We start from the raw sequence: 21,183 nt of genomic DNA, 5'->3' as shown, positions 1-21,183 counted from the left end.
TTAAGAGCAAAAGATCGCAGCCTACGGCAGCTCCTACAGGTGTCCGCGTTCCCATGTAGGAGCTGCCGAAGGCTGCGATCTTTTAGCTTGGCACGATTTGCAGGTCGATTGGCAAGGATCGCAGCCATGCATCGATTGTTCGCTTTCAGCGCCGGGAACAGACTTTCCCCATCAGCGCCACGACGGCGTTTTCGACGAGGAAACCGTTATGAGCACAACCATCGCCGGCATCAAAATCCCCGACAGCGCCCTCGTCCGGGCCACCACCGAGTACATCCGCGACATCGAGTCCGATCTGCTCTACCACCACTCGCGGCGGGTATTTTTGTTCGGCGCACTGAGCGGTGAACGCCAACAACTGGCCTACGATCCGGAGCTGCTCTACGTCGGCGCGATGTTCCACGACCTCGGTCTGGTCGAAGGTCATCGCAGTGATGACGAGCGTTTCGAAGTGGACGGTGCCAACGCGGCGGCGGCGTTTCTCAAACCGTACGGGCTCAGCGATGACGATATCGAACAGGTGTGGCTGTCGATTGCCCTGCACACCACGCCGGGCGTAGCGAAGCATCTGCGTCCGACCGTGGCGCTGGTCACTGCAGGTGTCGAGATGGATGTACTCGGAATGGACTACGCCGCGTTCAGCACTGTGCAGCGCGAAGCGGTGGTGCATGCGCACCCGCGCGGGGAAGGCTTCAAGGAGTGCATCATCTGCGCGTTTGCCGAGGGTTTGCGCCATCGTCCGCAGACCACGTTCGGCAATGTGAAGACCGATGTGCTGAGGGATCAGGAGCCGGGGTTCAAGCCGATGAACTTTGTCGAGGTCATCCGCCACTCACCCTGGACTGCCTAAAACCCATGTAGGAGTGAGCCTGCTCGCGATGGCGTCCTGTCAGTTGGAAACTTCCTGACTGACACTCCGCTATCGCGAGCAGGCTCACTCCTACAGTTTGAATTGGGTTGACCTCGAGAATGAGGCCAACCCATTAGTGCTTACGCGGCTTCCGGGCTTGGTGCGCGACGCACGTCCGGCTGCTTCCACGAATCGGCTGCGCTTTCTTCGATGGCTTGCTGGATGGCTTTCTTGCGCGCTTCTTCGGCACGGCGGCTGAAGAACCAGACCATGAAGGTCACGATCGACACCGCCAGCAGAATCAGACTGGCCACGGCGTTGATCTCAGGCTTCACACCCAGACGCACCGCCGAGAACACTTCCATCGGCAGGGTTGTCGACCCCGGACCGGAAACGAAGCTCGCCAGCACCAGGTCATCCAGCGACAGCGCGAACGACATCATGCCGCCCGCCGCCAGCGATGGCGCGATCATCGGGATGGTGATCAGGAAGAACACCTTCCACGGCCGGGCACCGAGGTCCATCGCCGCTTCTTCGATCGACAGGTCGAGCTCACGCAGACGCGCCGACACCACCACCGCCACATACGCCGCACAGAACGTGGTGTGGGCGATCCAGATGGTGACGATGCCACGTTCCTGCGGCCAGCCGATCATCTGCGCCATGGCCACGAACAACAGCAACAGCGACAGACCGGTGATCACTTCCGGCATTACCAATGGCGCCGTCACCAGACCGCCGAACAGCGTACGGCCCTTGAAGCGAGTGATGCGCGTCAGCACGAACGCCGCCAGTGTGCCCAGCGCCACCGCAGCAACTGCGGTGTAGCAGGCGATTTCCAGCGAGCGCAGCACCGAGCCCATCAGTTGGGTGTTGTCGAGCAACCCGACGTACCACTTGATCGACCAGCCGCCCCACACCGTTACCAGTTTCGAGGCGTTGAACGAGTAGATCACCAGGATCAGCATCGGCAGGTAGATGAACAACAAACCGATAACCAGCATCAGGCTGGAGAAACGGATGCGCTTCATTCTTTGCCCTCCATTTCTTTGGCCTGACTGCGGTTGAACAGAATGATCGGCACAATCAGGATCGCCAGCATCACCACTGCCAGCGCGGATGCCACCGGCCAGTCACGGTTATTGAAGAACTCTTGCCAGAGCACTTTACCGATCATCAGGGTTTCCGGACCGCCGAGCAGTTCCGGGATCACGAACTCACCGACCACCGGGATGAACACCAGCATGCAGCCGGCAATAATGCCGTTCTTGGACAGCGGGATGGTGATTTTCCAGAAACTGTTGAAGGTGCTCGAACCCAGGTCCGATGCGGCTTCGAGCAGACTGTTGTCGTGCTTCACCAGGTTGGCGTATAGCGGCAGGATCATGAACGGCAGGTACGAGTAAACGACACCGATGTACACCGCAAGGTTGGTGTTGAGGATCTGCAGTGGCTCATCGATGAAACCCATGCTCATCAGGAAACCGTTGAGCAAACCGTTGTTGCTGAGGATGCCCATCCACGCGTAAACGCGGATCAGGATTGCCGTCCAGGTCGGCATCATGATCAGCAGCACCAGCACCGTTTGCAGCTCTTTACGGGCGGTGGCGATGGCGTAGGCCATCGGGTAGCCGATCACCAGACAGAGGATGGTGCTGATCAGCGCCATCTTCAGCGAGCCGAGGTAAGCGGCGATGTACAACTCGTCGCCCGCCAGCATTGCGTAGTTGCCCAGGTTCAGCAGCAGTTGCAGCTTCTGCTCGGCGTACGTGTAGATCTCGGTGTACGGCGGGATGGCCACGTCGGCTTCGGCGAAGCTGATCTTCAGAACGATGAAGAACGGCAGCATGAAGAACAGGAACAGCCAGATGAACGGGACCCCGATGACCAGTTGGCGGCCATTGGGGATTATTCGGTTGATGCGGCGTTTGAATTTGCGCATGTTCATGAGCGAAGTACCACGCCGCTGTCGTCTTCCCACCACACGTAAACCTGATCGCCCCAGGTCGGACGCGCGCCACGGCGCTCGGCGTTGGCGACGAACGACTGCACCAGTTTGCCGCTCGGCAATTCAACGTAGAACACCGAGTGCCCGCCGAGGTAGGCGATGTCGTGGACTTTGCCGCTCGACCAGTTGTATTCGCAGGTCGGTTGATCGGCGGTAACCAGCAGCTTCTCCGGACGGATCGCGTAAGTCACGGACTTGTCCTGCACCGAGGTGCTGATGCCGTGGCCGACGTAGATCTGCCGATCGAGATCTTTGCAGGTAATGGTTGCGTGGCCTTCAGCGTCGTCGATCACTTCACCTTCGAAGATGTTGACGTTGCCGATGAATTCGCAGACCAAGCGGCTGGTCGGGGTTTCGTAGATGTCGATCGGGCTGCCGATCTGGGCGATCCAGCCCAGGTGCATGATCGCGATGCGCTCGGCCATGGTCATGGCCTCTTCCTGATCGTGGGTCACCATCACGCAGGTCACACCGACGCGCTCGATGATCTCGACCAGTTCCAGCTGCATCTGCGAACGCAGTTTCTTGTCCAGTGCGCCCATCGGCTCATCGAGTAGCAACAGTTTCGGCCGCTTCGCCAGCGAACGTGCCAGCGCCACGCGCTGACGCTGACCGCCGGACAGTTGATGCGGCTTGCGCTTGGCGTACTGGCTCATCTGCACCAGCTTGAGCATCTCGGCCACGCGGGCATCGACTTCAGCGGCCGGAATCTTGTCCTGCTTGAGGCCGAAGGCGATGTTCTGCGCCACGGTCATGTGCGGGAACAAAGCGTACGACTGGAACATCATGTTGATCGGTCGCTCGTACGGCGGCATGTCGGTGATGTCGACGCCGTCGAGGAAAATGCGCCCCTCCGTGGGCCGTTCGAACCCTGCCAGCATCCGCAGCAGAGTGGATTTGCCCGATCCCGAACCGCCGAGCAGGGCGAAGATTTCGCCTTTCTTGATTTCCAGGGACACATCGTCCACGGCAATCGTCTCGTCGAACTTCTTCGTGACCCGGTCGATTTTGACCAACACCTGTTTCGGTGTCTGGTCGCCCTCGAGGGCTTTCTTATAGGCGCCGGAGGCAACTGCCATTTACGAAACTCCCAGAAAAAAACAATGCAGTTCGCCCCGCAAGGCGAACCCAGGATAGTGTGTGCCTTACATCCCCGACTTGACCTTGGTCCAGCTGCGGGTCATCAGGCGCTGAATGTTCGGTGGCAACTCGATCGACACATAAGCCTTGTCGATAACGGCCTGCGGCGGATACACCGACGCATCGGTGCGGATGGATTGCTCCATCAACTTGTCCGCACCCGGATTAGGGTTGGCATAACCGACGTAATCACTGACCTGAGCGATCACCTCAGGTTTCAGCAGATAGTTGATGAAGGCATGGGCCTGCTTCACGTTCGACGAATCCTTGGGGATTGCCAGCATGTCGAACCACAGCGCACCACCTTCTTTCGGCACCGCGTAGGCGATGTTCACGCCCTTCTTGGCTTCGGCTGCGCGGTTCTTCGCCTGGAAGATATCGCCAGAGAAACCGATGGCCACGCAGATGTCGCCGTTGGCCAGATCACCGATGTATTTCGAGGAGTGGAAGTAGGTCACGTAAGGACGCACCGCGAGCAATTTGTCGGTGGCTTTTTCGTAATCCTTCGGATTGGTGCTGTTGGCATTCAGGCCCAGATAGTTGAGCACGGTCGGCATCATTTCATCCGCCGAATCGAGGAATGCCACACCGCAGCTTTGCAGCTTCTTGATGTTCTCAGGCTCGAACAAAACGCCCCAGGAATCGATCTTGTCGACACCCAGTACAGCCTTCACTTTATCGACGTTGTAACCGATGCCGTTGGTGCCCCACAGGTACGGCACGGCGTACAGGTTGCCCGGATCGTTCTGCTCCAGACGCTTGAGCAGCGCCGGGTCGAGATTGGAATAATTTGGCAACTGCGACTTGTCGAGTTTCTGGAACGCGCCGGCCTTGATCTGCTTGCCGAGGAAGTGGTTCGACGGCACGACCACGTCGTAACCGGTACGCCCGGCCAGCAGTTTGCCTTCCAGGGTTTCGTTGGAATCGAACACGTCATAGACCGGTTTGATCCCGGTGGCTTTCTGGAAGTCGGCCAGGGTGGTCTCGCCGATGTAATCGGACCAGTTATAAATATGCACCGTACCGGCGGCCTGGGCTCCGACAGCAATCGTCAGGCCGGCAGTGGCCAGCAGGGCTTTGCGCAAAGAAGAAAAAATAGGCAAGTGGAGGTCCTCTAAATTAGTTGGGCCCAAGTTGCCCCGCGCTGCATGACAGCCGTGGCTGCCCGGCAACAAAACCGGCGCGCAACTTACCCTCGAAAAACCGTTCCTGCAAAACTTCCTGTCATTTAATTGATCCGCTGGCCGCCTTCGCGGGAGACGACGGCCAGCGGTTTCTGCTTCAAACCGGGTTATTTACCGGATTTGATCTTGGTCCAGCTGCGAGTGATCAGGCGCAGGGTCGCTGCATCCAGGTCGCTGATCGCATAGAGCTGTTTCTTCACTTCAGCCGATGGGTAGATGCTCGGATCGCTGGTGATGTCTTTGTCGACCAGTGGCGTAGCAGCTTTGTTGCCGTTCGGGAAACGCACGGCGTTGGTGATGCCGGCCATCACTTGCGGCTCAAGCAGGTAGTTCATGAACTTGTAGGCGGCTTCGACGTTTTCGGCATCCTTGGGAATGGCGACCATGTCGTAGAACGTGCCAGCACCTTCTTTTGGAATGGTGTATGCCAGCTTGACCTTGTCACCGGCTTCCTGGGCGCGGGTCTTGGATTGTTCCAGGTCACCCGAGTAACCGACGGCGACGCAGATGTTGCCGTTGGCCAGGTCGGAGATGTACTTGGAGGAATGGAAGTAGGCAACCGAAGGACGAATTTTCAGGAACAGGTCTTCGGCGGCTTTCAGGTCAGCCTTGTCTTTGCTGTTGGTCGGCTTGCCCAGGTAGTGCAACGCCGCCGGAATCATTTCGGTCGGTGCGTCGAGGAAGCTTACGCCGCAGCTTTTGAGCTTCTCGATGTTTTCAGGCTTGAACACCACGTCCCAGGAATCGATCTTGTCGATGCCCAGCGCTGCCTTGACCTTGGCCGGGTTGTAGCCGATACCGATCGAGCCCCACATGTACGGGAACGCGTGCTTGTTGCCTTGGTCGCTGGCATCGCCAACAGCCTTGAGCAGGTCTTCGTCGAGGTTCTTCCAGTTCGGCAGCTTGGACTTGTCCAGCTCCTGGTAAACACCGGCTTTGATCTGCTTGGCGAGGAAGTTATTGGAAGGCACCACGATGTCGTAACCGGACTTGCCGGCCAGCAGCTTGGCTTCCAGGGTTTCGTTGCTGTCGAAGACGTCATAGACGACTTTGATCCCGGTGGCTTTTTCAAAGTTGGCCACGGTGTCCGGGGCGATGTAGTCGGACCAGTTGTAGACGTGCAACACCTTGTCGTCCGCCTGCGCCGCAGCCGCCATGACTCCCATCAGGGACATGGCGAGCAGAGTCTTGCCAGCGAGCTTTTTGCCTAATGCCTTCATGCGTTAATGCTCCAAATTTTTCTTTTTTGAACCACTTTGTTCAGCGGCCGAACCCGGACAACTGGAACCGCGGCTAGTCTGGCAAGATCCGAGGCGGTCTTTCAAGAAAAGACCAGCCTTTCTGACAGCTTTAAGCGCGAGCGCCACGGCTCCCCCGCTCAAAGCCTAGCACTTAGCCCTGCAACGCACTGAGGGTCAGGTCCAGACACTTGCGTGCCTTTGTAACCAGCTCATCGATTTCCGCTTTGCTGATCACCAGCGGCGGCGCAATGATCATGGTGTCGCCCACAGCGCGCATGATCAGGCCGTTGTCGAAGCAGAACTGGCGGCAGATCATGCCGACGCCCTTGCCTTCGTAACGCTTGCGCGTGGCCTTGTCCTGCACCAGCTCGATCGCGCCCAACAGACCGACTCCGCGAACTTCACCCACCAACGGGTGATCGTTCAGTTCCCGCAGACGTTTCTGCAAATACGGTGCCGTTTCGTTGTGCGCGTTCTCGATAATTTTTTCATCACGCAAGATGCGGATGTTTTCCAGGCCCACCGCTGCTGCCACCGGGTGACCGGAGTAAGTGAAGCCGTGATTGAAATCGCCGCCTTCATTGAGCACCGCCACCACGGAGTCGCGAACGATCAGGCCACCCATCGGGATGTAGCCGGAAGTCAGGCCTTTGGCGATGGTCATCATGTCCGGCTTGAGATCGTAGAAATCACTGCCGAACCACTCACCGGTACGGCCGAAACCACAGATCACTTCGTCGGCGACGAAGAGGATGTCGTACTTGGCGAGGATTTCCTTGATGCGCGGCCAGTAGCTGTCGGGCGGAATGATCACGCCGCCGGCGCCCTGGATCGGCTCGGCAATAAAGGCACCGACGTTGTCGACGCCGACTTCGAGAATCTTCTCTTCCAGCTGATTGGCCGCCCAGATACCGAACTCTTCCGGCGACATGTCGCCGCCTTCGGCGAACCAGTACGGTTGCGCGATGTGGACGATGCCCGGGATCGGCAAGTCGCCTTGTTCGTGCATATACGTCATGCCACCGAGGCTCGCGCCGGCCACGGTCGAACCGTGATAACCATTCTTGCGGCTGATGATGACTTTCTTGTTCGGCTGGCCTTTGATCGCCCAGTAGTGGCGGACCATGCGCAGCATGGTGTCGTTGCCTTCGGAGCCGGAACCGGTGAAGAACACGTGGTTCATGCCTTGCGGTGCCACGTCGGCAATGGCCTTGGCCAGCTCCAGCGCCGGCGGGTGCGCGGTCTGGAAGAACAGGTTGTAGTACGGCAGTTCGCGCATCTGTTTGGCAGCCGCGTCGGCCAGCTCATCGCGACCATAACCGATGGCCACACACCACAGACCGGCCATGCCGTCGAGAATCTTGTTGCCTTCACTGTCCCACAGGTAAACGCCCTTGGCGTTGGTGATGATCCGCGGGCCTTTCTCTTTCAGCTGCTTGAAGTCGCTGAACGGGGCCAGGTGATGATCATTGCTGAGTGCTTGCCACTCGCGGGTTTGCGGGTTGTTGCTGGTCATGCCAATTCTCCTTGTTATCGGTGAAGGCGCGGCCGGTGAGGACCGCGCCCGGCGTATCAGACGGCGAAGAGCAGGTACTCACGCTCCCAGGAACTGATCACGCGCTTGAAGTTTTCATGCTCGGCCCGTTTTACCGCGACGTAGCCAGTGATGAAGGTTTTGCCCAGGTACTTCTCGATGGTCGCGCTGTTTTCCATACGCTCCAGCGCATCTTCGATGGTCAGCGGCAGGCGCAGGTTGCGGCGCTCGTAACCACGGCCCACCACTGGCGCGCTCGGGTTGAGGCCTTCGACCATGCCGATATAGCCGCAGAGCAGGCTCGCGGCGATCGCCAGGTACGGGTTGGCGTCAGCGCCCGGCAGGCGGTTTTCCACACGGCGGTTCTGCGGGCCGGCATCCGGTACGCGCAGGCCGACGGTGCGGTTTTCTTCGCCCCACTCGACGTTCACCGGTGCCGAGGTGTCCGGCAGGAAGCGGCGGAACGAGTTGACGTTCGGTGCGAACAACGGCAACAGCTCAGGAATCAGTTTCTGCAAACCACCGATGTGGTGCAGGAACAACTGGCTCATGGTCCCATCTTCATTAGAGAAGACGTTCTTGCCGGTCTCGATGTCGATGATGCTCTGGTGCAAGTGCATCGCACTGCCCGGCTCGCCGGTCATCGGTTTGGCCATAAATGTCGCGGCTACATCGTGCTTGAGCGCGGCTTCGCGCATGGTGCGTTTGAACACCAGGATCTGGTCGGCCAGCGACAGTGCGTCGCCGTGACGGAAGTTGATTTCCATCTGCGCCGTGCCGTCTTCGTGGATCAGCGTGTCGAGATCCAGCTCCTGCAGTTCGCACCAGTCATAGACGTCCTCGAACAGCGGGTCGAATTCGTTCGCCGCTTCGATCGAGAACGACTGACGACCGATTTCCGGACGGCCCGAGCGACCAATCGGCGGCTGCAACGGATAGTCAGGGTCGTCGCTGCGCTTGGTCAGGTAGAACTCCATCTCCGGCGCCACGATTGGCTGCCAGCCCTTGTCGGCATAGAGCTTGAGAACTTTCTTGAGGACGTTGCGCGGCGACAGCTCGATCGGGTTGCCTTGCTTGTCGTAGGTGTCGTGGATCACCTGCGCGGTCGGCTCGATGGCCCACGGCACCATGTACACCGCGTTCTGGTCAGGGCGGCAGATCATGTCGATGTCGGCCGGGTCGAGCAGTTCGTAATAGATGTCGTCTTCGACGTAGTCGCCGGTCACGGTCTGCAACAGCACGCTTTCTGGCAGACGCATGCCTTTTTCGGCGATGAACTTGTTGGTCGGCGAGATCTTGCCCCGGGTGATACCGGTCAAGTCGGCGATCATGCATTCGACTTCTGTGATCTTGTGGTCTTTCAACCAATCGGTGAGCTGGTCGAGGTTGTTACTCATAAATGCCTCTGGGCTGAGTCTCCTGACAGAATGTCAGGCAAAGTTTGACGCTTGGAGCGTCGCGTTAAAGGGGGCTTGCTCGCGCAGTACCGGCTTACGCCCGGCACCGCGCATAGACAATGAAAGAGGAGCTTACCTGCCCTTTACGCTGGCGTTGCATTTCCTGTGCACAGTCCAGGCGTGCAGAATCATGAGCACGGCTGGGCAAGCGGCACAGGCTTTGAGGGTGAAAGCGATCTATATTGGAAGGGGACGCCATAAACAGGATGCTTTCCCGTACGTCCAGAATATCGGACGCTGGCGTTTGAAAGGCCATGGACGGGAATATCGTCGGCAACTGGCGAGCCATGCTGGCTGCGCTACGGACGGATTGGTCGCCACTGATGTGATGAGCATGCAGACCGGACTGTTGCGAGCAGTCGGTGATGCCGATTAACGGCAGGCGAGACATGAAGCACCCCGGTATTATTGCTGTTATGGGTTTGATCCGAGCTTAGCCTTGTTCATTTTTTTACACAACACCCCCGTAAAAAATACAACACGGCCTGCTCAAGCCCGCGGGTGCACAGTCTTCCAGGGACAAAAAAACGCCCGAAAGTGCCCCATAAATGCCCTTGCAGCGCTTTTTTAGGGCAAAAAAGGCCTCGCTTGACTTCGGCAGGCCGTTCGGGTTGACTGAAACCAGAAAAGATCAATGATTGATATTTTTAACAACAAAGGTGTTGCATCATGTCGGTACCCCCGCGTGCCGTTCAGCTTAACGAAGCGAACGCGTTCCTTAAGGAACATCCTGAGGTTCTGTACGTTGACCTTCTGATTGCGGATATGAATGGTGTGGTGCGCGGCAAGCGCATCGAACGCACCAGCCTCCACAAGGTTTACGAGAAAGGCATCAACCTGCCGGCCTCTCTATTTGCTCTGGATATCAATGGCTCTACGGTGGAAAGCACCGGCCTGGGCCTGGACATCGGCGACGCCGATCGTATCTGCTATCCAATCCCCGATACCCTGTGCAACGAGCCATGGCAGAAACGCCCGACCGCGCAACTGTTGATGACCATGCACGAACTCGAAGGCGACCCATTCTTCGCCGATCCGCGCGAAGTGCTCCGTCAAGTTGTTGCAAAGTTTGACGAGCTGGGCCTGACCATCTGCGCCGCATTCGAACTCGAGTTCTACCTGATCGACCAGGAAAACGTGAACGGCCGCCCTCAGCCGCCACGCTCGCCGATCTCCGGCAAACGCCCGCACTCGACGCAGGTCTACCTGATCGACGACCTCGACGAATACGTCGACTGCCTCCAGGACATTCTGGAAGGTGCCAAAGAGCAAGGCATCCCTGCCGACGCCATCGTCAAGGAAAGTGCCCCGGCGCAGTTCGAAGTGAACCTGCACCACGTCGCCGACCCGATCAAGGCCTGCGACTACGCGGTACTGCTCAAGCGTCTGATCAAGAACATCGCCTACGACCATGAAATGGACACCACCTTCATGGCCAAGCCTTATCCGGGCCAGGCCGGTAATGGTCTGCACGTACACATTTCGATTCTGGATAAAGAAGGCAAAAACATTTTTGCCAGCGAGGATCCCGAGCAGAACGCCGCGCTGCGTCACGCGATCGGCGGTGTGCTCGAGACCCTGCCCGCGCAGATGGCTTTCCTCTGCCCGAACGTCAACTCGTACCGCCGTTTTGGCGCGCAGTTCTATGTACCGAACTCGCCTTGCTGGGGTCTGGACAACCGCACCGTGGCGATTCGCGTACCGACCGGCTCGTCTGATGCCGTGCGTATCGAACACCGCGTCGCCGGTGCCGATGCCAACCCGTATCTGTTGATGGCGTCGGTTCTGGCTGGTGTGCACCACGGTCTGACCAACAAGATCGAACCGGGCGCGCCAGTCGAAGGCAACAGCTACGAACAGAACGAGCAAAGCCTGCCGAACAACTTGCGCGATGCCCTGCGCGAGCTGGACGACAGCGAGGTGATGGCCAAGTACATCGATCCGAAGTACATCGATATCTTCGTCGCCTGCAAGGAAAGCGAGCTGGAGGAGTTCGAACACTCCATCTCCGACCTTGAGTACAACTGGTATCTGCATACCGTTTAAGCGGTTGTAGCTTCAGGAAAGAACGCCGTTGGCTGATTTAGCCAACGGCGTTTTTTTATGGCCGCCTGCGGCGGATCGCTGGCAAGCCAGCTCCCACAGGGATTTTCTGCGCACATAAATCCCGGTTCACTGAAGATCACTGTGGGAGCTGGCTTGCCAGCGATGGCGGCCGACAAGACAACACAGGAACCGGCTCGTACAATGCCCGCTGCCCCGCAGGAGACTTCCATGACGCGACCCGCCCCCGTCCGCAAACCCCGTGCCCGCAGCCAGGCGCGCATCGATTCGATACTCGACGCCGCGCGCACATTACTGGCGGCCGAGGGTGTGGCGAGTCTGTCGATCTACAGCGTCGCCGAGCGCGCGCAGATTCCGCCCTCCTCCGTGTACCACTTCTTCGCCAGTGTGCCGGCGCTGCTTGAGGCACTGACGGCAGATGTACACGCGGCATTCCGCGCCTGCCTGCAAGCGCCGATCGATCATGACGCGCTGCGTGACTGGCGAGATCTGTCGCGACTGGTCGAGCAACGGATGCTGGAGATCTACGACGAAGATGCGGCGGCGCGCCAGTTGATCCTCGCCCAACACGGCTTGACCGAAGTGACCCAGGCTGACCGTCAGCACGACATAGAACTGGGCGACTTGATGCACAAGCTGTTCGATCATCACTTCGAGTTGCCGAGGCTGCCGGAGGATGTCGATGTATTCGCCCTGGCGATGGAGTTGGGTGACCGGGTTTATGCGCGCTCGGTGCAGCAACATGGGCAAATCACGCCGCGCATGGCCGAGGAAGGGATGCGGGTCTTTGATGCCTATATCGGCCTGTATCTGCCGCCGTATCTGCCCAAGCGTTGAGCCATGATCGTTCCCACGCTCTGCGTGGGAATGCAGCCCGTGACGCTCCGCGCCACTGGACGCGGAGCGTCCCAAGAGGCATTCCCACGCGGAGCATGGGAACGATCGCTAGGCACAAAAAACCCCGAAGGGCTCACGCCCTTCGGGGTTGTTTTTTACTCACCGGCTTACAACTTGGCGATCGACACCTCGGTGGATTTCACAAAGGCGATCACTTCGCTGCCGACCACCAGTTCCAGCTCCTTTACCGAGCGGGTGGTGATCACCGAAGTGACGATGCCCGAAGCGGTCTGCACGTCGATTTCCGACAGCACGTCACCGAGGACGATTTCCTTGATTGAGCCTTTGAACTGGTTACGGACGTTGATGGCTTTGATAGTCATGGCAATGATTCCTGTCGTTTGCTTGAGTTATTGAGCCCAACGCAGTTGCGTAGGCAGTGGTGAAACAGGTTCCGGCGCCGGCGGTTCACCGGGCAGGGAGAGAACACGGTTAAGCACTTCGGTTTCCAGCGCTGCCAGTCGGTGCGAACCACGCACTCGCGGCCGCGGCAGTTCCACATGCAGATCGAGGCCGACTTCGCCGTCCTCGATCAGAATCACCCGGTCGGCAATCGCCACCGCTTCGCTGACGTCGTGGGTCACCAGCAGCACGGTGAAGCCGTGTTGCTGCCAGAGACGTTCGATCAGTTGCTGCATTTCAATCCGGGTCAGCGCATCCAGCGCACCGAGCGGTTCGTCGAGCAACAGCAGACGCGGCTGATGGATCAGCGCGCGAGCTAGTGCAACCCGCTGCTTCTGCCCACCGGACAACGCCGCCGGCCATTCATTGGCGCGATCCGCCAGACCCACCGCATCCAGGGCTTCGAGAGCCTTCGGGCGCCAGTTGCCTTTGAGGCCGAGACCCACGTTGTCGATGATCTTTTTCCATGGCAGCAGACGCGCTTCCTGGAACATCAATCGGGTGTCTTCCCGCGCATCGCTCAGCGGCGCAGAGCCGGCCAGCAAGTCACCGCCCGTTGGTTGATCGAGGCCGGCGAGCAAGCGCAGCAAGGTACTTTTGCCGCAACCACTGCGACCGACCACAGCGACGAATTGCCCTGCCGGAATGTGCAGATCGATGTCACGCAGCACCTGCCGCGCGCCAAAGGTTTTCTGCAGGTTGCGCACCGCCAGCGGAATCCCGCGCAGCAGGCGTGGAGGTTGTTGAGCAGTCATGCCGCACCTCCTTTGGCAACCTGATAAGCCGGGTGCCAGCGCAACCACACACGTTCAAGTCCACGCGCCGCAAGGTCAGCGAGTTTGCCCAGCACCGCGTAAAGCAGGATCGCCAGCACCACCACGTCGGTCTGCAAAAACTCCCGGGCGTTCATCGCCAGATAGCCAATGCCGGAGCTGGCGGAAATGGTTTCGGCGACGATCAGCGTCAGCCACATAAAGCCCAGGGCGAAGCGCACACCGACCAGAATCGAAGGCAGTGCACCCGGCAGAATCACCTGCCAGAACAAGCTGAAACCGGAGAGGCCATAACTGCGCGCCATCTCCACCAGCGCCGGGTCGACGTTGCGGATGCCGTGATAGGTATTCAGGTAAATCGGGAACAACGTACCCAGCGCCACCAGAAAGATCTTCGCCGACTCGTCGATGCCGAACCACAGGATCACCAGCGGAATCAGCGCCAGATGCGGCACGTTGCGGATCATCTGCACCGAGCTGTCGAGCAGGCGTTCGCCCCACTTCGACAGGCCGGTGATGAAACCCAAGACCAGCCCGATGCTGCCGCCGATGGTGAAACCGAGTGCCGCGCGCCAGCCGCTGATCGCCAGGTGCGTCCAGATTTCGCCGCTGCGCACCAGGCTCACGCCGGCCTCGATCACCGCCACCGGTGCCGGCAGAATCCGCGTCGACAACCAACCGGCCGACACCGACAACTGCCACACCGCCAGCAACAACACCGGCAACGCCCAGGGCGCGAGGCTGTGGATGATTTTCTTCATGGCGCGCCTCAGCTCTGCGACGCGGCTTTGGGAAGAATATCGTTGGCGACCATCTCGCCGAACGGGCTGACATAACCGGCGCTTTTCGGCAGTTCCGGACGCTCGATGTCGAGGTGCGGAAACAGCAGTTCAGCGACGCGATACGATTCTTCGAGGTGTGGATAACCGGAGAAGATAAAGGTGTCGATGCCCAGATCGGCGTACTCCTTCACGCGCGCTGCGACGGTCGGGCCATCGCCAACCAGCGCCGTACCGGCACCGCCGCGTACCAGGCCAACACCGGCCCACAGGTTCGGGCTGACTTCGAGATTGTCGCGGCTGCCGCCGTGCAGTGCGGCCATGCGTTGCTGGCCGACCGAATCGAAACGCGCCAGCGAAGCCTGAGCGCGAGCGATGGTGTCGTCGTCCAGGTGCGAGATCAGCCGATCTGCCGCTCGCCATGCTTCTGCGTTGGTTTCGCGAACGATTACGTGCAGACGAATGCCGAAGCGCACGGTGCGGCCAAGCTTGGCGGCCTTGGCGCGGACCTGTTCGATCTTCTCCGCGACCGCTGCGGGCGGTTCGCCCCAGGTCAGGACCATTTCCACTTGTTCAGCAGCCAGATCCTGCGCGGCCTCCGACGAGCCACCGAAGTACAGCGGCGGACGCGGTTGCTGGATCGGCGGATAGAGCAACTTGGCGCCTTTCACGCTGATGTGCTGACCGTCGTAATCGACGGTCTCGCCTTCCAGCACACGACGCCAGATACGAGTGAATTCCACCGAGGCCTGATAGCGTTCTTCGTGGCTGAGGAACAGACCGTCGCCGGCCAATTCTTCCGGGTCACCACCAGTGACCAGATTGAACAGCGCACGCCCGCCGGACAGACGATCCAGCGTGGCGGCCTGCCGCGCTGCCACCGTCGGGGAAATGATCCCGGGGCGCAGGGCAACGAGGAATTTCAAACGCTGGGTCACCGGGATCAGCGACGCTGCCACCAGCCACGAGTCTTCGCAGGAACGGCCGGTGGGGATCAGCACACCGCCGAAGCCCAGACGATCCGCCGCTTGCGCGACCTGTTGCAGATAACCGTGGTCGACGGCGCGAGCGCCTTCGGCGGTGCCAAGGTAATGGCCGTCGCCGTGGGTGGGCAGGAACCAGAAGATATTGAGGCTCATGGAGTGGTCTCCTTGGGGATTCGAATTACTGCGCTTTAGCCACAGCGGCCGGTGGGGTCCAGATCACATCCTTGATGCTCAATGGCTTGGGAATCAGCTTGAGCTGGAAGAACGTGTCAGCGATTTTCTGTTGCGCGGCGACCACTTCCGGGGTCAGGAACAGCGCGCCGTAACCCTGGCGTTTCACCGAAGTCAGGGTGATGTCCGCCGGCAGACCGAGCAGTGGCGCAACTTGTTGAGTCACGTCTTCAGGATTGGCTTTGGACCACTCGCCAACGGCGCGTACTTCTTCCACGAGGGTCTTGATCACCTCAGGATTTTTCTGCGCGTAAGGCTTGGTCGCGAGATAGAACTGGTGGTTGTCGACGATGCCTTTGCCGTCGCGCAGGGTGTGTGCTTGCAGTTGTTTCTCGGCGGCGGCCTGGTACGGATCCCAGATAACCCAGGCGTCGACGCTGCCACGCTCGAACGCGGCGCGAGCATCGGCGGGCGGCAGGAATACGGTTTGAATGTCGCTGTATTTGAGGCCGGCGTCTTCCAGTGCGCGCACCAGCAGGTAGTGCACGTTGGAACCTTTGTTCAGAGCGACTTTCTTGCCTTTGAGATCGGCCACCGATTTGATCGGCGAATCTTTCGGCACGAGGATCGCTTCGCTGTTCGGCGCTGGTGGTTCATAAGCGACATAAAGCAAATCGGCGCCGGCAGCCTGAGCAAAAACTGGCGGAGTTTCGCCGGTGACACCGAAGTCGATCGAGCCGACGTTCAGGCCTTCGAGCAGTTGCGGGCCACCGGGGAATTCAGTCCATTGCACGTCGACGCCTTGGGCGGCCAGACGCTTTTCCAAAGTGCCTTTGGCTTTGAGCAGCACCAGCGTGCCGTACTTCTGATAACCGATCCGCAATGTCTCGGCTTGAGCTTGAGTGATGGCGCCGAAGGTAACAGCCGCAGCAAACAGAGCGACCAGACCACGACGCAAAAATACAGTGCGCATAGCGCTCTCCTTTTTGCTGTTGGGTTTTGGCTGCACCTGCTTGGCCGTTGTCGGCGAAGTAAGGTGAGTTACATCAAATTCTGGTGAGGCTTAAATGCTCCAGCGAGCACTCAACAAACGTTCGTTCAACAGGCCCGGCTCCAGCGGTTTCGGCCGGCGGGCCATGGCACCGACAAACTGATCCAGCGCTTCATGCAGACGCTGCTCCAGCGCCGGTGCCAGTTGCGCCGCAGCACTGCCTTCGCCGTAAGCGATCTGGCTGTCCTCGGCGAAAATCCCCTGAAGCATTTCCTGGGCTTTCAATGCCGACAACACGGGTTTGAGGGCGTAATCGACCACCAGCATGTGGGCGATGCTGCCGCCGGTAGCCATCGGCAAAACAATCTTGTGGTTCAGGGCGCGCTCGGGCAGCAGATCCAGCAGGGTTTTCAGGGCACCGGAGAACGACGCTTTGTAAACCGGCGTGGCGATCAGCAGGCCGTCGGCATTTTCAATCTGTTGCAGCAGGTCGAGCACCTTCGGGCTGTCGAAGCGGGCATGGAGCAAATCTTCGGCCGGGAAGTCCCGCACCTGATAACTCACCACTTCCACCCCTTGCGCCTGCAACCAGCGTTGCGAGCGTTCCAGCAGCACCCCGGAACGGGAGCGCAGGCTGGGACTGCCACCGAGTGAGACGACCAGCATTGAGACCATTCCTTAAGCGTTACAGGCGATTCGCGGGTTGCGATCTCGCTTCGATGGAGTGACCTTACCAGCTGATTTATATATCCATAAATCATATTTATTCATTTGGTTATTCGCTTTGGATATATGCGATTCAGGTTATTCAAGGCGCAAAAAAAGGCCGTCGAAACGGCCTCAAATCCCCTGCTTAGTAGCTACCACTGATCATTCCCACGCTCTGCGTGGGAATGAATCCATGGACGCTCCGCGTCCGCTGTGACGCGGAGCGTCACGGACGGCATTCCCACGCGGACGGTTCGACGCCTCGACGTGGGAACGAGTCTGCCCAAGAAGATCATTTGTTCGGCTGTGGCGTCAGACGCAGATACGGTTTCACCGCGCGATAACCCTTCGGAAAGCGCTGCTTGATCTCTTCTTCATCTTTCAACGAAGGCACGATCACCACCTCTTCACCGTCCTGCCAGTTGGCCGGGGTGGCCACCTTGTAGTTGTCGGTGAGCTGCAGCGAATCGATCACCCGCAAAATCTCGTGGAAGTTACGGCCGGTGCTCGCCGGGTAGGTGATGGTCAGGCGGATCTTTTTGTTCGGGTCGATCACGAACAGCGAACGCACGGTCAGCGTATCGTTGGCGTTCGGGTGAATGAGGTCATACAGATCAGAGACTTTGCGATCGGCATCGGCCAGGATCGGGAAGTTGACGACGGTGTTCTGGGTTTCGTTGATGTCTTCGATCCACTTGTGGTGCGAATCCACCGGGTCGACCGACAGCGCGATGGCTTTGACACCGCGTTTGCTGAACTCATCCTTGAGCTTGGCGGTGAAGCCCAGCTCAGTGGTGCACACCGGGGTGAAGTCCGCCGGGTGGGAGAACAGCACGCCCCAGCTATCGCCCAGCCATTCGTGGAAACGAATCTTGCCGGCGCTGGAATCCTGTTCGAAATCGGGGGCGATGTCGCCGAGTCTGAGGCTCATGGTGCTGCTCCTGATGAGTTGTTCGAGACCTCAACTGTAGCCCGGGATTTGCCATCGTGAAAAAGAATAAATAACTAGATATCTAGATCATTATTGAATATTAAACATCTGTTCACTGGACGCTCGACGGCATCCCGACGAACATCGCTCACAAGGTTCGAGAAGGCCTTGAGTTGCTGTAAAGAGGGGAATTTCGGGGCAGGCTTACGGGGGTGAGCCTGACTCGAAAACGCAAAAGCCCCGTCCGGCGCGATGCCGGACGGGGCTTTTTTTACATCCGCGAATCGAGACGCGCTATTACAGCAGCGGGATCGAGTAGCTGACGATCAGGCGGTTTTCGTCCTGCGAACGGGTGCTCGGCAGATCGGTGCGCCATACAGCGTTTTTCCACATCAGGCCGACGTTCTTGAACGGACCTTCCGGTACAACGTAACCGATGGTGAAATCGCGTTCCCACTCGGAACTGTTCGAACCGTTCTCACGACCGTTGGTGCCAACGGTATCGATCGAATCGCCTTTGAGGTAAACGACACCGGCGGTCAGGCCAGGTACGCCGACTTTAGCGAAGTCATACGAGTAGCGAGCTTGCCAGGTTTTCTCGCCGGCACGGCCGAACTTCTGGATCTGCATGTCGGTGATGGTGTAGTTCGACGAGCCGTCGCCCTGGTTCAGCCAAGGGAAGTCGCTGCTGCCATTGGAAACCTGGTAACCGCCACCGAAGGTGTGGCCTTCAACGGTGTACAGGAACAGGCCGCTGTACAGGTTGTTGTCGACTTCACCGCGACCGTTACGCACGCCGGTGTAGTTACCGGTGCTGTAGTAGGCTGGATCGGTACCGTTTTTGCCGTCATCGGAGCTGTTGAAGTAACGGAAATCGGATTTCAATACGCCGGGGCCGATTGCCCAGTTGTGAACCAGACCCAGGAAGTGCTGCTTGTAGAAGTCTTCCAGGTTGCCGTAGTAGTACTGGGCAGTCAGGTCTTTGGTGATCTTGTAGTCACCACCGGCGTAGATGAATTTGTTGCTGTCACGGAACGCAGTACCACGGGTGTTTGCACCGCTGATGGACAGGTTTTCGTTGTTGCTGGAGTTACGACCTTTCGCAGCTTCGATCTGACCGCCGACCAGAGTCAGGTCCTTGATTTCGCCGGAAGTGATCTGGCCACCCTGCCAGGTTTGTGGCAGCAGACGACCGTCGTTGGTCACGATGACCGGGTTCTTCGGCTGCAGAGTACCCAGCTTCAGTTCAGTCTGGGAGATCTTGGCTTTGGCAGTCAGACCCAGGCTGGAGAAGTTGTCCACCGCTTTGCCGTTGGACTCGCTCGGGAACACAGTGCCGCCGTAAGCGGTACCGCTGTTGCCGTTAGTGCCGCCGCCCGAATCCAGACGTACGCCCAGCAGGCCGATGGCATCGATACCGAAACCTACGGTGCCTTGGGTATAACCGGAGATGAAACGCAGATCGAAGCCTTGGCCCCACTCTTCGTTCTTGTTGGCGCCAGCGCCATCACGGTTATCGGTGTTGATGTAGAAGTTACGCAGCCCCAAGGTAGCTTTGCTGTCTTCGATGAAACCGGCGGCGCCTGCCTGCTGCGCCATAACCCCTACGGCCACAGCCAGGGCCAAGGTGGACTTGTTCATGTAAAGCTCCTCTCGTTTCTAATTCTTGTGTTCCTGGCCCGGGGTCTGATGCCCTGGGTCCTAAGATGCGCGATTAGCGCCAGACCGTGACCGACAAGTCAATCGTAACCTTGTGTGTCTACGACCAAGGTCTAATCGCAGTGATTTGGTCCGTGCAGAGTAAAGATTTCCTGATAAACCCAAAAAGAATTTATTCATTCTTTTTCATATCATTTCGGAATATGGCCATTATCTTGCCACCTCCGCCGGGAAACAGCGTATCGGCGACTAAGCTCATTCCTAAATGGTATTTGTTAGCCTTTTTTTATATCGATTAGCTTTGGCGTAACCCCGAATCGTCAAACCCTATCGAAAAGGCGACGCCATGATGGCCAAACGCGCACTATCTAGTCAATTTGTTACAGTTTGTGTGTCAGCGCTGATTTCTTTTTCCGCGCATGCCGCCAACCTCACAGTGGGGTATCAAACCGGTATCGACCCGAGCAAAGTCCCCCAGGCCGACGGCGTCTACGAGAAAACCATTGGCGAGAAAATCGACTGGCGTCGCTTCAACAGCGGCCCGGAAGTTGTGACAGCCATTGCTTCGGGTGACGTGCAGATCGGCAACCTCGGTTCCAGCCCGTTGGCCGCGGCGGCTTCGCGCAATCTGCCGATTGTGGCGTTCATCGTTTCGGCGCAGATCAATGCCGCCGAAGCGCTAGTGGTGCGCAATGGCAGCGGTATCAACACCCCCCAGGACCTGGTCGGCAAAACCATCGCCACACCTTTCGTTTCGACCTCACACTACAGCCTGCTCGGCGCCCTCAAGCATTGGGGCCTGGACGCCTCGAAAGTCAAAGTGGTGAACCTGCAACCAGCAGAGATCGCAGCAGCGTGGAAGCGTGGCGATATCGATGGCGCATTTGTCTGGTCGCCGGCGCTGGGGGAAATCCGCAAGACCGGCAAGACCCTGACCGATGCCGCGCAGGTCGGCCAGTGGGGCGCGCCGACCTTCGAGGTCTGGGTCGCGCGCAAGGATTTTGCCGAGAAGCATCCTGAGGTTGTCGCAAAGTTCGCCAAGGTCACGCTCGACTCATTCGCCGATTACGCCGCACACAAAGACCGCTGGACGGCTGACTCGGTGCCGGTACAGAAAATCGCCAAACTGACCGGTGCCAATGCCGCTGATGTGCCGGAATTGCTGGCAGGTTCAGCGTTCCCGGACGCAAAGGCGCAGCAAACCACGGCGCTGCTGGATGGCGGCACGGCGAAAGCGATTGGCGAGACGGCGAAGTTTTTGAAGGAACAGGGCAAGGTTGAAACGGTGCTGCCGGATTATTCACCCTACGTCAGCGCCAAATTCATCACCGAGTAATTGATCGTTCCCGCGCTCTGCGTGGGAATGCAGCCCGGGACGCTCCGCGTCCCATCAAAAGCCGAACGCGGA

The 21,183-nt window shown here is 58.8% G+C and carries 20 protein-coding genes; 4 read left to right on the top strand and 16 right to left on the bottom strand.

The window, feature by feature from the left end; genetic code table 11:
* Nucleotides 1-208: 208 nt before the first annotated feature.
* Nucleotides 209-850 carry an HD domain-containing protein gene (locus tag PMI23_RS02250; RefSeq protein WP_007913862.1) on the top strand — a complete coding sequence of 214 codons (642 nt, stop codon included), beginning with the start codon at nucleotides 209-211 and terminating at the stop codon, nucleotides 848-850.
* Between the two features lie 140 nt (nucleotides 851-990).
* Here the strand turns inward: PMI23_RS02250 and PMI23_RS02245 are convergent, their stop codons facing one another.
* The 8 genes from PMI23_RS02245 to PMI23_RS29715 form a co-directional block, all read right to left on the bottom strand.
* Complete coding sequence (locus PMI23_RS02245; protein ID WP_007913861.1) at nucleotides 991-1,881, bottom strand: ABC transporter permease subunit; 891 nt, start codon at nucleotides 1,879-1,881, stop codon at nucleotides 991-993.
* On the bottom strand, nucleotides 1,878-2,759 hold the full coding sequence (locus PMI23_RS02240; RefSeq protein ID WP_176091783.1) for an ABC transporter permease subunit: 882 nt from the start codon (nucleotides 2,757-2,759) through the stop codon (nucleotides 1,878-1,880). Before PMI23_RS02240 ends, PMI23_RS02245 begins: the two co-directional genes overlap by 4 nt.
* 35 nt (nucleotides 2,760-2,794) lie before the next feature.
* A complete protein-coding gene (locus PMI23_RS02235) occupies nucleotides 2,795-3,937 on the bottom strand; it encodes an ABC transporter ATP-binding protein (RefSeq protein WP_007913856.1) in 1,143 nt (380 codons plus the stop codon).
* A gap of 66 nt (nucleotides 3,938-4,003) precedes the next feature.
* Complete coding sequence (locus PMI23_RS02230; RefSeq protein WP_007913853.1) at nucleotides 4,004-5,101, bottom strand: polyamine ABC transporter substrate-binding protein; 1,098 nt, start codon at nucleotides 5,099-5,101, stop codon at nucleotides 4,004-4,006.
* 188 nt (nucleotides 5,102-5,289) lie between these two features.
* A complete protein-coding gene (locus PMI23_RS02225; RefSeq protein ID WP_007913851.1) occupies nucleotides 5,290-6,402 on the bottom strand; it encodes a polyamine ABC transporter substrate-binding protein in 1,113 nt (370 codons plus the stop codon).
* Between the two features lie 172 nt (nucleotides 6,403-6,574).
* Entirely contained in the window at nucleotides 6,575-7,939 is a 1,365-nt protein-coding gene (locus tag PMI23_RS02220; RefSeq protein WP_007913848.1) for an aspartate aminotransferase family protein, read from the bottom strand.
* Between the two features lie 56 nt (nucleotides 7,940-7,995).
* Nucleotides 7,996-9,354, bottom strand: coding sequence for a glutamine synthetase family protein (locus PMI23_RS02215; RefSeq protein WP_007913846.1), 1,359 nt, complete (start codon nucleotides 9,352-9,354; stop codon nucleotides 7,996-7,998).
* A gap of 94 nt (nucleotides 9,355-9,448) precedes the next feature.
* Nucleotides 9,449-9,805 carry a glutamine amidotransferase gene (locus PMI23_RS29715; RefSeq protein WP_157279729.1) on the bottom strand — a complete coding sequence of 119 codons (357 nt, stop codon included), beginning with the start codon at nucleotides 9,803-9,805 and terminating at the stop codon, nucleotides 9,449-9,451.
* A gap of 278 nt (nucleotides 9,806-10,083) precedes the next feature.
* On the opposite strand from PMI23_RS29715, the gene PMI23_RS02205 reads away from it, so the two are divergent.
* Complete coding sequence (locus tag PMI23_RS02205) at nucleotides 10,084-11,460, top strand: glutamine synthetase family protein (RefSeq protein WP_007913842.1); 1,377 nt, start codon at nucleotides 10,084-10,086, stop codon at nucleotides 11,458-11,460.
* 228 nt (nucleotides 11,461-11,688) lie between these two features.
* A complete protein-coding gene (locus tag PMI23_RS02200) occupies nucleotides 11,689-12,315 on the top strand; it encodes a TetR/AcrR family transcriptional regulator (RefSeq protein ID WP_007913840.1) in 627 nt (208 codons plus the stop codon).
* Between the two features lie 167 nt (nucleotides 12,316-12,482).
* Here the strand turns inward: PMI23_RS02200 and PMI23_RS02195 are convergent, their stop codons facing one another.
* The 8 genes from PMI23_RS02195 to PMI23_RS02160 all read right to left on the bottom strand — a co-directional run bounded on the left by PMI23_RS02195 (nucleotide 12,483) and on the right by PMI23_RS02160 (nucleotide 19,757).
* Nucleotides 12,483-12,698, bottom strand: coding sequence for a TOBE domain-containing protein (locus PMI23_RS02195; RefSeq protein WP_003229256.1), 216 nt, complete (start codon nucleotides 12,696-12,698; stop codon nucleotides 12,483-12,485).
* 27 nt (nucleotides 12,699-12,725) lie between these two features.
* Nucleotides 12,726-13,532 (bottom strand): aliphatic sulfonates ABC transporter ATP-binding protein, encoded by an 807-nt coding sequence (gene ssuB / locus PMI23_RS02190; RefSeq protein ID WP_007913838.1) that lies wholly within the window; start codon nucleotides 13,530-13,532, stop codon nucleotides 12,726-12,728.
* Nucleotides 13,529-14,311, bottom strand: coding sequence for an aliphatic sulfonate ABC transporter permease SsuC (gene ssuC, locus PMI23_RS02185; protein ID WP_003229260.1), 783 nt, complete (start codon nucleotides 14,309-14,311; stop codon nucleotides 13,529-13,531). The genes ssuB and ssuC overlap by 4 nt, the downstream gene beginning before the upstream one ends.
* Before the next feature lie 8 nt (nucleotides 14,312-14,319).
* The gene (gene ssuD, locus PMI23_RS02180) at nucleotides 14,320-15,468 is read right to left on the bottom strand and encodes an FMNH2-dependent alkanesulfonate monooxygenase (RefSeq protein WP_007913836.1); all 1,149 of its coding nucleotides are present in this window, start codon (nucleotides 15,466-15,468) and stop codon (nucleotides 14,320-14,322) included.
* 25 nt (nucleotides 15,469-15,493) lie between these two features.
* Nucleotides 15,494-16,459: a sulfonate ABC transporter substrate-binding protein gene (locus PMI23_RS02175; RefSeq protein WP_007913834.1), complete on the bottom strand. Its 966-nt coding sequence runs from the start codon at nucleotides 16,457-16,459 to the stop codon at nucleotides 15,494-15,496.
* Nucleotides 16,460-16,549: 90 nt separating this feature from the next.
* Complete coding sequence (gene ssuE, locus PMI23_RS02170; RefSeq protein ID WP_007913832.1) at nucleotides 16,550-17,143, bottom strand: NADPH-dependent FMN reductase; 594 nt, start codon at nucleotides 17,141-17,143, stop codon at nucleotides 16,550-16,552.
* Nucleotides 17,144-17,477: 334 nt separating this feature from the next.
* Entirely contained in the window at nucleotides 17,478-18,116 is a 639-nt protein-coding gene (locus PMI23_RS02165) for a peroxiredoxin (protein ID WP_007913831.1), read from the bottom strand.
* Nucleotides 18,117-18,413: 297 nt separating this feature from the next.
* A complete protein-coding gene (locus PMI23_RS02160) occupies nucleotides 18,414-19,757 on the bottom strand; it encodes an OprD family porin (RefSeq protein ID WP_007913829.1) in 1,344 nt (447 codons plus the stop codon).
* Nucleotides 19,758-20,121: 364 nt separating this feature from the next.
* Between PMI23_RS02160 and tauA the strand changes: the two genes are divergently transcribed.
* Nucleotides 20,122-21,111 carry a taurine ABC transporter substrate-binding protein gene (gene tauA, locus PMI23_RS02155; RefSeq protein WP_007913826.1) on the top strand — a complete coding sequence of 330 codons (990 nt, stop codon included), beginning with the start codon at nucleotides 20,122-20,124 and terminating at the stop codon, nucleotides 21,109-21,111.
* Nucleotides 21,112-21,183: the final 72 nt, after the last annotated feature.

The organism is Pseudomonas sp. GM24 (assembly GCF_000282235.1).
In the GTDB taxonomy this organism is placed as follows: domain Bacteria; phylum Pseudomonadota; class Gammaproteobacteria; order Pseudomonadales; family Pseudomonadaceae; genus Aquipseudomonas.
The sequence above is the reverse complement of the archived record's forward strand: the minus strand, read 5'-3'. Positions and strand labels throughout refer to the sequence as shown.

Coding starts and splice junctions, on each gene's coding strand:
- PMI23_RS02250 (WP_007913862.1), top strand. CDS start 209: ATGAGCACAACCATCGCCGGCATCAAAATCCCCGACAGCGCCCTCGTC.
- PMI23_RS02245 (WP_007913861.1), bottom strand. CDS start 1,881: ATGAAGCGCATCCGTTTCTCCAGCCTGATGCTGGTTATCGGTTTGTTG.
- PMI23_RS02235 (WP_007913856.1), bottom strand. CDS start 3,937: ATGGCAGTTGCCTCCGGCGCCTATAAGAAAGCCCTCGAGGGCGACCAG.
- PMI23_RS02225 (WP_007913851.1), bottom strand. CDS start 6,402: ATGAAGGCATTAGGCAAAAAGCTCGCTGGCAAGACTCTGCTCGCCATG.
- PMI23_RS02220 (WP_007913848.1), bottom strand. CDS start 7,939: ATGACCAGCAACAACCCGCAAACCCGCGAGTGGCAAGCACTCAGCAAT.
- PMI23_RS02215 (WP_007913846.1), bottom strand. CDS start 9,354: ATGAGTAACAACCTCGACCAGCTCACCGATTGGTTGAAAGACCACAAG.
- PMI23_RS29715 (WP_157279729.1), bottom strand. CDS start 9,805: ATGTCTCGCCTGCCGTTAATCGGCATCACCGACTGCTCGCAACAGTCC.
- PMI23_RS02205 (WP_007913842.1), top strand. CDS start 10,084: ATGTCGGTACCCCCGCGTGCCGTTCAGCTTAACGAAGCGAACGCGTTC.
- PMI23_RS02200 (WP_007913840.1), top strand. CDS start 11,689: ATGACGCGACCCGCCCCCGTCCGCAAACCCCGTGCCCGCAGCCAGGCG.
- PMI23_RS02195 (WP_003229256.1), bottom strand. CDS start 12,698: ATGACTATCAAAGCCATCAACGTCCGTAACCAGTTCAAAGGCTCAATC.
- ssuB (WP_007913838.1), bottom strand. CDS start 13,532: ATGACTGCTCAACAACCTCCACGCCTGCTGCGCGGGATTCCGCTGGCG.
- ssuC (WP_003229260.1), bottom strand. CDS start 14,311: ATGAAGAAAATCATCCACAGCCTCGCGCCCTGGGCGTTGCCGGTGTTG.
- ssuD (WP_007913836.1), bottom strand. CDS start 15,468: ATGAGCCTCAATATCTTCTGGTTCCTGCCCACCCACGGCGACGGCCAT.
- PMI23_RS02175 (WP_007913834.1), bottom strand. CDS start 16,459: ATGCGCACTGTATTTTTGCGTCGTGGTCTGGTCGCTCTGTTTGCTGCG.
- ssuE (WP_007913832.1), bottom strand. CDS start 17,143: ATGCTGGTCGTCTCACTCGGTGGCAGTCCCAGCCTGCGCTCCCGTTCC.
- PMI23_RS02165 (WP_007913831.1), bottom strand. CDS start 18,116: ATGAGCCTCAGACTCGGCGACATCGCCCCCGATTTCGAACAGGATTCC.
- PMI23_RS02160 (WP_007913829.1), bottom strand. CDS start 19,757: ATGAACAAGTCCACCTTGGCCCTGGCTGTGGCCGTAGGGGTTATGGCG.
- tauA (WP_007913826.1), top strand. CDS start 20,122: ATGATGGCCAAACGCGCACTATCTAGTCAATTTGTTACAGTTTGTGTG.